This is a genomic window from Streptomyces sp. NPDC002676 (genome assembly GCF_053592455.1).
On the sequence record NZ_JBSFVT010000007.1, the window covers coordinates 382667 to 394957 of the forward strand.

Here is a 12291-nt window from a genome sequence, read left to right on the forward strand (position 1 = left end):
GTCCGGTTCCCGCTCTGGCCTCCTCCGGGCATCTGACGTACCGTCAGCGGACCGTCCTCCAGGGGGTGTCCGTGGCCGACGACCGTCCCGTACCGCTCGACGAGTACCCCGTGCACCAGGTGCCGCTGTCCATGAAGCACGTGGCGACCGGGGACCGGAACGCCTACGACCGCTGCATCTTCCACGTCTTCGACCACGCGGGCCGCGCCCTGCTCATCCTCGGCCTCGGGGTCTACCCCAACCTCGGCGTGATCGACGCCTACGCCACGCTCCGCACGGGGGAGACCCTGCACGCCGTCCGCGCCTCGGACGCGCTCGGCGAGGACCGCATGCGGCTCGCCGTCGGCCCGCTGCGCATCGAGGTCCCCGAACCCCTCCACCGGCTCCGCCTGGTCTGCGAGGACGACGAGCTGTCGTACGACCTCACCTGGACCGCCGCCTTCCCGGCCCTGTGGGAGCCCCACCACCTCCAGCGCCGGGGCGGCCGGCTCACCCTGGAGGGGCGCCGGTTCGTCCAGGCGGGGAGCGTGCAGGGCGTGATCCGGGCGGGCGGTGAACGGTTCGAGGTCTCCGCGGAGGACTGGACCGGCACCCGGGACCGCAGCTGGGGCGTGCGGCCGATACCCGGAGAGGACGGTGGGCGGCTCGCCGGGGATCACCCGACCGAGGGATTCCACTGGATCTGGTGCCCGGTCCGCTTCGAGGACCGCTTTCTGATGGTCATCGTCCAGGAGGACGCCGACGGCCACCGCTCCCTGAACGACGCCACCCTGGTCCGCCCCGGCCACCGTGACCGCCAACTGGGCTGGCCCCAGGCCGACATCACCTACCGCCGGGGCACCCGCCACCCCGAGCGTGCCGTCATCCACCTCGGCGACTTGCGCAAGCCGCAGGAACTGGACGTGGAGATCCTGGCCTCCTCCCCGCTCGCGGTCGGCGCCGGTTACCCGCCCGCCGACGACTGGCAGCACGGCACCTGGCACGGCCCCGGCTGGACCGACCGCCGTACGTACGATCTCTCCGACCCCTCGGCGCAGCCGCCGGCCGCCTACGGGGTGACCGACCACTCCGCCCGCTTCCGGCTGGACGGTCAGGCCGGGTACGGCATCTTCGAGCACGGCTCGTTCGGCCGCCATGACCCGAGCGGCTTCACCGGCTTCGACTCCGTTGCGCCGTAGGGGGTTCGACGACATGGCCACGGCACCACGACCGCGCACCACCACCCGGGACATCGAGAAGCTGACCCGGCGCCTGACCGCCTGGCTCGGCACCCGGCTGCCCGGCGCCGAGGCCGTCGGCGTCACCGTACCGGCCTCCAACGGCATGTCCAGCGAGACCCTGCTCTTCGACATCGAGCACCCCGAACCGCCCGTACGGTCCTGTGCGTTGCGGCTGGCGGCCGACTCCGCCGCGTACACCGTCTTCCCCGAGTACGACATGGCGCGCCAGTACCGCACCCTGCGCCTGGTGGCCGACCACACCGACCTTTCGGTGCCCCGGGTGCTGTGGCTGGAGGAGGACCCGGGCCCGCTCGGGGCGCCGTTCTTCGTCATGGAGCGGGTGGCCGGACGCGTGCCGCCGGACGTCATGCCGTACACCTACGAGGGCAGTTGGCTGCACGCGGCGAGCGACGCCGAACGCGAGCATCTGGAGGCGGCCACGATCGGGCTGCTGGCTCGGCTGCACGACCAAGTCCCGGTGGGGGAAGCGGACTTCCTCGCCCCGCCCGGCGAGGGGGACGCCCTGCGCCGGCACGTCACGGCCCAACGGGACTACTACGCCTGGGTTGTCGACGGCCTCGCCCGCTCACCCCTCATCGAGGCCGCGTTCGACCGGCTGGAGCAGCTGTGGCCGATCGAGCCCGGCGAACCCGTCCTGAACTGGGGCGACGCGCGCATCGGAAACGTCGTCTACGACGACTTCGACCCCGTCGCCGTCCTGGACTGGGAGATGGCAGCACTCGCCCCGCGCGAGGTCGACCTCGGCTGGACCATCTACCTGCACCGCTTCTTCCACGACCTCACGACCGCCTCCGGACAGCGCGGACTGCCCGGCTTCCTGCGCCGCGACCGCGTCGAGGCCCGCTACGCACGCCTGACCGGCCACACCCCGCGGGACATGGAGTTCCACACCCTCTACGCCGCCCTGCGGCACGCCATCGTGATGCTGCGCATCGCCTACCGGCAGGCGTACTTCGGGGAAGTCGCCGTCCCGGCGGACCCGGACACACTGATCCTGCACCACGACAGTCTGCGCGCCATGGTGCAGGGCAGCTACTGGGATTGAGCCGGTACCGGGACTGTGCCGGGCGGGCCGAGAGGGCCGGGGCCGGAGAGCCGAGCGGAAGGGCTCAGGCGGCCTGGCGGCGCAGCTCCGGCACGCGCATCGGGCGCGAGCCCGGGCCGCCGACGTGCGAGAAGGGCTGCGTCCGCCAGTCCAGACCCTGGGGGAGCGTGAGCAGCAGCGCGGTGTCCTGCTCCTGCGGCTCGAAGGACTCGTCCGCGGGGCGGGCGTCGGTCGCCGAACGGCCCGTGCCCGCACAGACCGTGAGCCCGAACGGGTTCCACGGCGAGGCGCACAGCGCGTGCTCCGGAAGCACCTCCTCGTCCGCCAGCAGAGCGATAGGCTGCGCGCAGTCCGGGCAGATGACGCGGTACATCTCAAAGGTGTCGTAGAGGTCCAGCTCCTCGACCTCCGAGAGGTCGGGTTCGACGCCCTCCGGATCGGGCTCGATGACCTGCGACTGCCGCCTGGACGCGGAACGGCCTGCGCGATTGACACTCTGCATGGGATTCTCCCCCTAAGGCTGGGCCGAAAAGGCGCTGCGACCTCGACCACAGCAAGCACTTCCCGTCCGGCCTCGGCGGTAATCACGAGAACATTACGGAGCCTGCTCAGGGCATGTGGCGTTCGTCACATGCCAGGCGGGGGTGCCCGGTGTGGCGCATTTGTCTCGGGCACATCACGAACCGGGCATGACCTGCGGCGCCGAGTATCCGCGGAGATCAAGCGCACTGTAGGTTTTTGCGCCATGGAGGAGCTGGACCGTCAAATCGTGCAGCTGCTCGTCAAGGACGGGCGGATGAGTTACACCGATCTGGGCAAGGCCACGGGCCTGTCCACGTCGGCCGTGCACCAGCGGGTGCGCCGGCTCGAACAGCGAGGCGTCATCCGCGGCTATGCCGCGGTGGTCGACCCCGAGGCCGTCGGGCTGCCGCTCACCGCGTTCATCTCGGTGAAACCGTTCGACCCCAGCGCCCCCGACGACATCGCGGACCGCCTGGCCGGCGTCCCCGAGATCGAGGCCTGCCACAGCGTTGCCGGCGACGAGAACTACATCCTCAAGGTCCGCGTGGCGACCCCGCACGAACTGGAGGAACTGCTGGCCCGCCTGCGCAGCCTGGCGGGCGTGTCCACGCGGACGACCGTGGTGCTGTCCACGCCGTACGAGGCGCGCCCACCGCGGGTCTGACCGCTGTCGCCGTGCCGGGCGCGGTCTCGACACGCCCCAGGTGCAGCTCAGGCCGGCCGGCACGAGAGACTGTGGGTCATGAGTGAGCGCACCGCCGATACCCAGACCGTCCTCCTGCGCCGCGGCGAGGTGCACAGCCCCGCCGACCCCTTCGCGACAGCGATGGTCGTCGAGGCCGGACAAGTCGCCTGGGTCGGCTCCGAGGGCGCCGCGGACGCCTTCGCCGACGGCATGGACGAGGTGATCGACCTCGCCGGCGCCCTGGTCACCCCGGCGTTCACCGACGCACATGTGCACACGACCTCCACCGGCCTCGCACTGACCGGCCTCGACCTGTCCGACGCGCCCTCCCTGGAGGCGGCCCTCGACCGGGTCCGCGACTTCGCCGCCGCCCGCCCGGACGACCGCGTCCTGCTGGGCCACGGCTGGGACGCCGCCCGCTGGCCCGGAGGCCGTCCGCCGACCCGCGCGGAACTCGACGCGGCGACCGGCGGGCGCCCGCTCTACCTCTCCCGCATCGACGTCCACTCGGCGGTCGTGACCTCGGCGCTGCTCGACCTCGTGCCCGGCCTCGGCCCGGTCGACGGCCCGCTGACCGCCGACGCCCACCACACCGTGCGCCGCGCCGCGTTCGCCGCCGTCACCCCCGCCCAGCGCGCCGAGGCCCAGCGCACCGCCCTCGCACACGCCGCCTCCCTCGGCATCGGAACCGTGCACGAGTGCGGCGGCCCGAAGATCTCCTCCGAGGACGACTTCACGGACCTGCTGAAGCTCGCCGCCGACGCGCCCGGACCGCGCGTGGTCGGCTACTGGGCCGAGCAGGACGTCGACAAGGCCCGCGAACTGGGCGCGCACGGCGCCGCCGGCGACCTCTTCGTGGACGGCGCCCTCGGCTCGCACACCGCCTGCCTGCACGAGCCGTACGCCGACGCCGGCCACACCGGCACCGCCTACCTGGACGCCGACGCCGTCGCGGCCCACGTCGTCGCCTGCACCGAGACCGGCCTCCAGGCGGGCTTCCACGCCATCGGCGACGCCGCCGTGACCGCCGTCGTGGAGGGTGTGCGGGCCGCCGCCGAGAAGGTCGGCCTGGCCCGCGTGCGCGCCGCCCGGCACCGCGTGGAGCACGCCGAGATGCTCACCCCGCAGACCATCGCCGCCTTCGCCGAGCTGGGCCTGTTCGCCTCCGTCCAGCCCGCCTTCGACGCGCTGTGGGGCGGCGAGGACGGCATGTACGCCGAGCGGCTCGGCGTCGAGCGGGCCCGCACCCTCAACCCGTACGCAGCCCTCCTGCGCGCCGGTGTGCCGCTCGCCTTCGGCTCCGACAGCCCGGTCACCCCGCTCGACCCGTGGGGCACGGTCCGTGCCGCCGCCTTCCACCGCACGCCCGAGCACCGGGTCTCCGTACGCGCCGCGTTCACCGCGCACACGCGCGGCGGCTGGCGGGCCGTCGGGCGCGACGACGCGGGCGTCCTGGTGCCCGGGGCGCCCGCCGACTACGCCGTGTGGCGCACCGACGAACTGGTCGTCCAGGCCCCCGACGACCGGGTGGCCCGCTGGTCCACCGACCCGCGCTCCGGCACCCCCGGCCTGCCCGATCTGACCCCTGGCCGCGACCTCCCGGTCTGCCTGCGGACCGTGGTCGGCGGGCGGACGGTGTTCGTACGGCCGGGCGAGTGATCTCCCGGGGTGGCGCGGCGGTGATCGTCCGCCGCCGCCCGTCGCCCCACCTGCGCATCCTCCGCGCTCCCCGCGAACCGTAGATCGTTTGCGCAGGCCAAAGGCCTATTGACAGTCGACGGCCGGGGACGGGTAGGTTCGTCCGAGTCCACCACCGGACGCCCGACCGGGGAGTGTTCGCGCACTCGTCGCAGCGCCGCTGGGTCAGGGACGGTGTCCCGCACCGGGGCACCGTCGCTGGCAGCCAGGCTCAGTGCCCGCGCCGACGAAAGAACGTTCCGGCCGGTCGGCAAGGTGTGACCCGGGTGGGGTCCGGGCGCTCAGTAGACAACGGCTTTCGGTCGATCCGCAGCCAGCGGGTCCCAGGTCGGCCCGAAGGGCGCCGGGCCCCCATCCGCCGCGGCTTGCGGATACCCAAAAGTGCACTCTTACCCCACTCTTGTGGAATAGACACCACCATAAGAACGTGCCGGGAGGTCAGGGCAGGCCGCGACCACTATGGTGGACCCCTGCGTACGACCAGAAGGGGCAGCAGTGAACGACGGCGACGGGACCCTCGCGGCCAAGGCCCAGGGAAGGCAGTACGGCCCGCTCGGAACGGCCTTGGTGATCATCCCGACCTACAACGAGGCGGAGAACATCAAGCTCATCGTCGGCCGGGTGCGCAAGGCCGTCCCCGAGGCCCACGTACTGGTGGCGGACGACAACAGCCCCGACGGCACGGGCAAGTTGGCGGACGAGCTGGCCGCCGAGGACGACCACGTCCAGGTGCTGCACCGCAAGGGCAAGGAAGGCCTGGGCGCCGCCTACCTCGCGGGCTTCCGCTGGGGCATGGAGCACGGCTACGGCGTGCTGATCGAGATGGACGCCGACGGCTCGCACCAGCCCGAGGAACTGCCGCGCCTGCTCACCGCCCTCAAGACCGCCGACCTGGTGCTCGGCTCCCGCTGGGTGCCCGGCGGCCGGGTGGTCAACTGGCCCAAGTCCCGCGAGTTCATCTCCCGCGGCGGCAGCCTGTACTCCCGCCTCGCGCTCGACCTGCCGCTGCGCGACATCACCGGCGGCTACCGCGCCTTCCGCCGCGAGACCCTGGAGGGCCTGGGCCTGGACGAGGTCGCCTCGCAGGGCTACTGCTTCCAGGTCGACCTCGCCCGCCGTGCCGTCAAGGCCGGCTACCACGTGGTCGAGGTCCCCATCACCTTCGTGGAGCGCGAACTCGGCGACTCCAAGATGAGCAAGGACATCCTCGTCGAGGCGCTGTGGCGGGTCACCGCCTGGGGCGTCGGGGACCGCGTCGGCAAGCTCACCGGCAAGGCCAAGAAGGCGTAGGACGGGTGCCGGCCCCGGCCGACCATCCTCTTGTCCCGCATCCCGCTTATCCCGTACTGAGCCGCGCCCAGGCACACTGGGAGCATGACGACTGGCGCCCCGACCTCTGCGACCACCACCACCCGGCCCCGGCGCTCCCCGCTGCGCAGATATCTGCCGCTGGGCATCGCCGCCTGGCTCGTGCTGGAGATCTGGCTGCTGACCCAGGTCGCGGGCGCGGCCGGCGGCCTGACCGTGTTCCTGCTGCTGGTTGCGGGTGTCGTCGCCGGCTCCGTGGTCATCAAGCGGGCCGGCCGCCGTGCCTTCCAGAACCTCAACGAGGCCTTCCAGCAAGGCGGTTCACCAAAGCGCGGCGGCGGCAACGGCCTGACGATGCTCGGCGGCCTGCTGCTCATCGTCCCCGGCCTGATCTCCGACGCGTTGGGCCTCCTCCTGCTGATACCCGCGGTGCAGAAGGGCGTGAGCCGCTACGCCGAGCGCAAGCTCCGCCAGTCCGCTCCCGGAACCCTGGGCAACGCCTTCCAGCAGGCCCGTATGCACCGGCCGGACGGCAAGGTGGTGCAGGGTGAGGTGATCCGGGAGGACCGCCCCGAGCCGGGGGAGCAGTGGCCCCCGCTGACCCGGTAGCCGCACGCGAACAGCAAACCGCGGGCGCCGTACGTCTCACGTACGGCGCCCGCGGTATCAATTATGTGCGCTGTGTCCGGCCCAGCCCCGCAGGGACTACGCGGACTTGCGGCTGTCCCTCGGGTGAACCGCGATGTTCATCGCCCCGGAGCGAAGAACCGCCAGGCGCTCCTCGAGAACCTCTTCGAGTTCCTCGCGCGTGCGGCGCTCCATCAGCATGTCCCAATGGGTACGCGCAGGCTTGGCCTTCTTCTCCTCAGGGCCGTCGCCGTCCACCAGGAGTGCCGGGGCCCCGCAGACCTTGCACTCCCACTCCGGCGGGATCTCCGCCTCGACCGAGAAGGGCATCTCGAAGCGGTGCCCCTTCTCACATGCGTACTCCACGGCCTGGCGCGGGGCCAGGTCGATGCCGCGGTCCGTCTCGTAGCTGGTCACTACGAGGCGCGTACCGCGAAGAGCTCGCTCACTCATGAATCGTGCCTCCCGGGCTTGTCGCCCACAGGACAGGTGTCGCTGTCGTCGTCATCCGGTCAACGTCCGGTCGGCGGTAAAGATTCCCGTTCCGGGTTCATGCGTCGCCGTCGTAGCCGCCCCTTGTTCTACCCACAGGCGCCCGGTTTGTCACATCTGCTAGCAGATGTCACCCAGCGTTTCGGCATCTTTGACGCGCAGTAACGGTACGCCTGGCAGGCCAAACGCGTACACTACAGCCCTTTCGCGCCGAGTGCTAAATCGATGCTAAATCCTCTCCGGGACGGGGTTGCCCGCCGCCTGGATCGCCCGGCGCACCGGGACCCGTGCGAGCAGGGCGAATCCGATGACGAAGAAGGCCACCAGCGAGATGATCGCGGAGCGGTAGCTTCCGGTCAGCTGGTAGGTCACGCCGAACAGCAGCGGCCCGAGCCAGCTCATGCCGCGGTCGCTCATCTCGTACGCCGAGAAGTATTCCGCCTCCTTGCCGGGCGGCACCAGATGGGAGAAGAGCGAGCGGGACAGCGCCTGGCTGCCGCCGAGGACCAGCCCGATCCCTGAGGCCAGCACGAAGAACCACACCGGCGCCCCGGCGGGCAGGAAGTAGCCGGCCGCCAGCGTGAGCGTCCAGGCCACCAGCGAGCCGAGGATCGTCCGCTGCGCGCCGTACGTCCGGGCCAGCCGCCCCATCGCCAGGGCGCCCGCCACGGCCAGCACCTGCACCAGCAGCACGGCCCCGATGAGCGTCGACTGCCCGAGCCCCAGCTCCTGGGAGCCGTAGACCGAGGCCTGGGAGATCACCGTCTGGATGCCGTCGTTGTAGACGAGGTACGCCAGCAGGAACGCCAGCGTCAGCGGGTGCCGGCGCATGTCCCGGACGGTGGCCGCGAGCTGCCGCAGCCCGGGCGCGGCGGCGTGCTCCACGCGCGCGTGCCGGTCGCGCAGCCGGCGCAGCGGTATCAGGGTGAAGGCGCCCCACCACAGACCGGCCGAGGCCAGGCAGACGCGGACCGCCGCCGTCTCCGACAGGCCGAAGGAGTCGTGCGCGGAGTACAGGACGAGGTTCGCGACGAGCACCAGGGAGCCCGCCGCGTAGCCGGAGGCCCAGCCGCGCGAGGAGACCGCGTCCCGCTCCTCGGGCGGGGCGATCTGCGGCAGATAGGAGTTGTAGACCATCGCCGCCACGGACTGCGCCGCGTTGGCGACGATGAGCAGCACCCCGCCCAGCAGATAGCGGTGGCCGTCCAGGAAGAACATGCCCGTGGTCGCGGCGGCGCCCGTGTACGCCGCCGCCCCCAGCAGCGGCTTCTTGCGGCCCGAGCGGTCCGCTGCCGCGCCCGCGAGCGGCATCAGCACGACCGCCACGATCACCGACAGCGACACCGAGTAGGCGAAGAAGGAGCCCGCCCGGACCGGGATGCCCAGCGGGTGCACATAGCCGTCGGCGTCCGCCGCCGACTCGGCGACCGAGGTGAGATACGGGCCGAGAAACACGGTGAGGACGCTCGTCGAGTAGACCGAGCAGGCCCAGTCGTAGGCGTACCAGCCGCGCTGCTCGCGCCGCCGTGCGGCTCTGTCGTCGTCGGTCGCCGCCTGTACGGTGTCGATGCCCATACGCACCCCTCGCTTCTGCGCTGTCGTGCCGTGCGAAGGTGCGGTTCCGGCTCTCCGGGCGGTCAGGCCCAGACGCCGCGGTCCTCCATGACCTTGCGCAACGTGTCGATGTGATCGGTCATGATGCCATCGACTCCGAGATCCAGGAGCCGGTGCATCCGCTCCGGCTCGTTGATCGTCCACACGTGCACCTGCAGCCCGAGCGCGTGGGCGGCACGGACGAAGCGGTGGTCGACCACCGGGACGCCCGACTGGGCCTCCGGCACCTGCGCGGCGACCGCGGAGCGGCGCACCGAGGCCGGCAGCCCCCAGGAGCGCAGCCGCAGGCTGAGCACCCCGCGCGTGCCGAACGAGGTGGCGAGCCGCGGCCCGGCCAGCCGCTGCGCGCGCAGCACCCGGGCCTCGGAGAAGGAGCCCACGCACACGCGGTCCCACGCGTCCGTGCGCTCGATCAGGTCCAGCAGCGGCCGCAGGGCGGGCTCCGCCTTGATGTCGACGTTCCAGCGGACCTCGGGGAAGGTCTCCAGCAGCTCCTCGAAGAGCGGGACGGGTTCCCGGCCGCCCACGCGTGCCTGCCGCACGTCCGCCCAGGGCAGGTCCGCGATGCGGCCCGCCCCGTCGGTGACCCGGTCCAGGGTCGAGTCGTGGAAGGCGACGAGCCTGCCGTCCGCCGTGGCGTGCACATCGGTCTCGATGTACCGGTAGCCCAGCTCGACCGCCCGCCGGAACTGCGCGGCGGTGTTCTCCAGCCCGTCGGCGGCCCCGCCGCGATGGGCGAAGGGGATGGGCCCGGGGTGGTCGAGGTAGGGGTGGCGGGTACGTATCGGTGTGCTCACCGACGCAGTATCGCTCTTCCTGGTATCGGCTCGGCAACGATCGCGCTGCCGTCCGATGCCGCCGGAGCGGCGAACATCCGCAGGAACAGCTGGGCCAGTGGTCCGATGGCCACCGCGTACAGCAGGGTGCCGATGCCGATGGTGCCGCCGAGGGCGAATCCGGTGGCCACCGCGGTCACCTCGATCACCGTCCGCATCAGCCGGATCGAGCGGCCGGTGCGCCGGTGCAGACCGGTCATCAGACCGTCGCGAGGCCCCGGCCCGAAGCTCGCCGTGATGTACAGGCCGGTCGCCACACCGTTCAGCACGACCCCGGCCAGCAGCAGCGGTACCCGGACGACGAGCGAGTGCACGTCCGGGAGGAGGGCGAGGGTGCCGTCCATGGCGAGCCCGACGACGAAGACGTTGGAGACCGTGCCGAGCCCGGGGCGCTGGCGCAGCGGTATCCACAGGAGCAGCACCGCCGCCCCCACGATGATCGACACCACTCCGATGGTCAGCCCGGTGAGTTCCGCCAGCCCCTGGTGCAGCACGTTCCAGGGTTCGAGGCCCAGGTCCGCCTGGACGAGGAGCGCCGAACTGGCCCCGTAGAGCGCGAGTCCGGCGTACAGCTGGATCAGCCGTCGTCCGAGACGGCCTGGTATGGGCATGAATGACCCCCCTGAGTGGTGACAGTGGCCTGATGCATGACACTCTGTGGCTTGGGATGGAACGCCATCCATGGCCAATTCGGGGAAGGTGGACTGATTGCCATGGCGCACTGGACTTCGGCGGTGGGTGCCGCGCAACTCGCCCGGCTGCTCAACTCCCAGCAGGACCGCCCGGCCGGCCCCGGCACACGCCGCCCGCCCGCCTACCGCGCCCTAGCCGACGGCATCCGGCTGCTCGTGCTCGAAGGGCGCGTCCCGGTGGCCGCCCGGCTGCCCGCCGAACGCGAGCTGGCCCTCGCCCTCTCCGTCAGCCGCACCACCGTGGCCGCCGCCTACGAGGCACTGCGCACCGAGGGTTTCCTGGAGTCCCGGCGCGGGGCCGGCAGCTGGACCGCCGTACCGGCGGGCAACCCGCTGCCCGCGCGCGGCCTGGAACCGCTGCCCCCCGAGGCCCTCGGCTCGATCATCGACCTGGGCTGCGCGGCCCTGCCGGCCCCCGAACCGTGGCTGACCCGCGCGGTGCAGGGCGCCCTGGAGGAGCTGCCGCCGTACGCCCACACGCACGGCGACTTCCCGGCGGGGCTGCCCGCGCTGCGCGCGATGATCGCCGAGCGCTACACCGCGCGGGGTATTTCGACCATGCCCGAGCAGATCATGGTGACGACCGGTGCGATGGGCGCGATCGACGCCATCTGCCACCTCTTCGCCGGCCGCGGCGAACGCGTCGCCGTGGAGTCCCCGTCCTACGCCAACATCCTCCAGCTCATGCGCGAGGCGGGCGCCCGCCTCGTCCCCGTCGCCATGGCCGAGGGCCTGAGCGGCTGGGACCTGGACCGCTGGCGCCAGGTCCTGCGCGAGGCCGCGCCGCGCATCGCCTACGTGGTGGCCGACTTCCACAACCCCACCGGCGCGCTCGCCGACGACGACCAGCGGCGCCGGCTGGTGGACGCGGCCCGCGCGGCCGGCACCGTCCTCGTCGCGGACGAGACCATGAGTGAGCTGTGGCTCGACGAGGACTTCGGCGGCGACGCGATGCCCCGCCCGGTCTGCAGCTTCGACCCGGCCGGCTCGACCGTGATCACCGTGGGCTCGGCCAGCAAGGCCTTCTGGGCGGGCATGCGCATCGGCTGGGTGCGCGCGGCCCCGGACGTGATCCGCAGCCTGGTCGCCGCCCGCGCGTACGCCGACCTGGGCACGCCCGTCCTCGAACAGCTCGCCGTGAACTGGCTGTTCAGCACCGGGGGCTGGGAGGAGGCGGTGGAGCTGCGCCGCGCGCAGGCCCGCGAGAACCGGGACGCCCTGGTGGCCGCGATCCGCCGGGAACTGCCCACCTGGGAGTTCGAGGTCCCGGGCGGCGGTCTGACCCTGTGGGTCCGCGCGGGCGGCCTGTCCGGCTCCCGCCTCGCGGAGGCGGGCGAACGCGTGGGCGTCCGCGTCCCCTCCGGACCCCGGTTCGGCGTCGACGGCGCCTTCGAGGGCTACGTACGCCTCCCGTTCACCGTCGGGGGAGCGGTGGCGGAGGAGGCGGCGGTGCGCCTGGCGGCGGCGGCGAAGCTGGTGGAGACGGGCGCGACGGCGGGAACGGAGGCACCCCGCACGTTCGTGGCATGAG

Annotated in this window: 12 protein-coding genes; 7 read left to right on the top strand and 5 right to left on the bottom strand. The window is 72.3% G+C overall.

What is annotated here, in order from left to right; translation table 11 throughout:
- Positions 1–71 precede the first annotated feature (71 nt).
- The gene (locus tag ACWD3E_RS22510; protein WP_451389307.1) at positions 72–1178 is read left to right on the top strand and encodes a hypothetical protein; all 1107 of its coding nucleotides are present in this window, start codon (positions 72–74) and stop codon (positions 1176–1178) included.
- Between the two features lie 13 nt (positions 1179–1191).
- Entirely contained in the window at positions 1192–2286 is a 1095-nt protein-coding gene (locus ACWD3E_RS22515) for a phosphotransferase family protein (RefSeq protein ID WP_451389308.1), read from the top strand.
- A 64-nt stretch (positions 2287–2350) separates the two neighbouring features.
- Here ACWD3E_RS22515 and ACWD3E_RS22520 read toward each other — a convergent pair whose 3' ends face one another.
- A complete protein-coding gene (locus tag ACWD3E_RS22520; protein WP_451389309.1) occupies positions 2351–2788 on the bottom strand; it encodes a hypothetical protein in 438 nt (145 codons plus the stop codon).
- 243 nt (positions 2789–3031) lie between these two features.
- On the opposite strand from ACWD3E_RS22520, the gene ACWD3E_RS22525 reads away from it, so the two are divergent.
- The 4 genes from ACWD3E_RS22525 (at position 3032) to fxsA (ending at position 7108) form a co-directional block, all read left to right on the top strand.
- Positions 3032–3472: an Lrp/AsnC family transcriptional regulator gene (locus tag ACWD3E_RS22525; protein ID WP_031174425.1), complete on the top strand. Its 441-nt coding sequence runs from the start codon at positions 3032–3034 to the stop codon at positions 3470–3472.
- 78 nt (positions 3473–3550) lie between these two features.
- Positions 3551–5152, top strand: coding sequence for an amidohydrolase (locus ACWD3E_RS22530; protein WP_451389310.1), 1602 nt, complete (start codon positions 3551–3553; stop codon positions 5150–5152).
- Positions 5153–5686: 534 nt separating this feature from the next.
- On the top strand, positions 5687–6481 hold the full coding sequence (locus ACWD3E_RS22535) for a polyprenol monophosphomannose synthase (RefSeq protein ID WP_451389311.1): 795 nt from the start codon (positions 5687–5689) through the stop codon (positions 6479–6481).
- A gap of 84 nt (positions 6482–6565) precedes the next feature.
- On the top strand, positions 6566–7108 hold the full coding sequence (gene fxsA / locus ACWD3E_RS22540) for an FxsA family membrane protein (protein ID WP_451389312.1): 543 nt from the start codon (positions 6566–6568) through the stop codon (positions 7106–7108).
- Between the two features lie 96 nt (positions 7109–7204).
- Here the strand turns inward: fxsA and ACWD3E_RS22545 are convergent, their stop codons facing one another.
- From ACWD3E_RS22545 to yczE, 4 genes are all read right to left on the bottom strand, one after another.
- Positions 7205–7579, bottom strand: a complete 375-nt coding sequence (locus ACWD3E_RS22545) for an RNA polymerase-binding protein RbpA (protein ID WP_009187548.1) — start codon at positions 7577–7579, stop codon at positions 7205–7207.
- 267 nt (positions 7580–7846) lie between these two features.
- Positions 7847–9193: an MFS transporter gene (locus tag ACWD3E_RS22550; RefSeq protein ID WP_451389313.1), complete on the bottom strand. Its 1347-nt coding sequence runs from the start codon at positions 9191–9193 to the stop codon at positions 7847–7849.
- Between the two features lie 62 nt (positions 9194–9255).
- Entirely contained in the window at positions 9256–10029 is a 774-nt protein-coding gene (locus ACWD3E_RS22555; RefSeq protein ID WP_451389314.1) for a glycerophosphodiester phosphodiesterase, read from the bottom strand.
- The gene (gene yczE / locus ACWD3E_RS22560) at positions 10026–10679 is read right to left on the bottom strand and encodes a membrane protein YczE (protein WP_451389315.1); all 654 of its coding nucleotides are present in this window, start codon (positions 10677–10679) and stop codon (positions 10026–10028) included. The genes ACWD3E_RS22555 and yczE overlap by 4 nt, the downstream gene beginning before the upstream one ends.
- 102 nt (positions 10680–10781) lie before the next feature.
- On the opposite strand from yczE, the gene ACWD3E_RS22565 reads away from it, so the two are divergent.
- The gene (locus tag ACWD3E_RS22565; protein WP_451389316.1) at positions 10782–12290 is read left to right on the top strand and encodes an SCO1417 family MocR-like transcription factor; all 1509 of its coding nucleotides are present in this window, start codon (positions 10782–10784) and stop codon (positions 12288–12290) included.
- Position 12291: the final 1 nt, after the last annotated feature.